Here is a 525-nt window from a genome sequence, read left to right on the forward strand (position 1 = left end):
TTCCCATGCCCATTGACCCGATCTGCTAGGACAGAACTCTATAACACTCTGTGCTAGTTTACTTTCCCCGGCTGCTAATGCCGCCTCTGAAGTGGGATATTCCTTTAATTTCAATAAAGAAACCCTTGAATATAGATCCCAAAAAACCTTTCGGTATTCAGGAAACACTTGATCTAAAATCGTGTGAAACTGAAGTTTAGCTTCCACATACATATTCGTTACGATTTCCCGTTGTCTGGACAAATTCCGAAGGTCTAATAGCTGAATTCCTCTAATTTTATGAGGTTCTAAATCCTCTTTGTAATACAGCACACACAACTGGTACGCATCGATAGCGTCCGTTTTTACCTTCCGTAAGCTGGACTTCTTTGCCTGATAAGAAATAATCGGATTTAGTAAGATATATGGAATCCCTTGTTCCTCCAGGTATTGAATAACAGGAGAATGGTAATGCCCTGTAGATTCTAAAATGACCATAGGCATTTGCCCTGTCACCTCTTCAATTTCTTTTAGAAATTCTAAAAA

The 525-nt window shown here is 39.2% G+C and carries 1 protein-coding gene; it reads right to left on the reverse strand.

The genetic code is table 11. From position 1 onward, the window contains the following. On the reverse strand, positions 1 to 525 hold a 525-nt coding region (locus ADA55_RS09670), incomplete at both ends, for an IS110 family transposase (RefSeq protein WP_048682684.1).

It is taken from the genome of Bacillus sp. 220_BSPC (assembly GCF_001054655.1).
GTDB lineage: Bacteria > Bacillota > Bacilli > Bacillales > DSM-1321 > Peribacillus > Peribacillus frigoritolerans.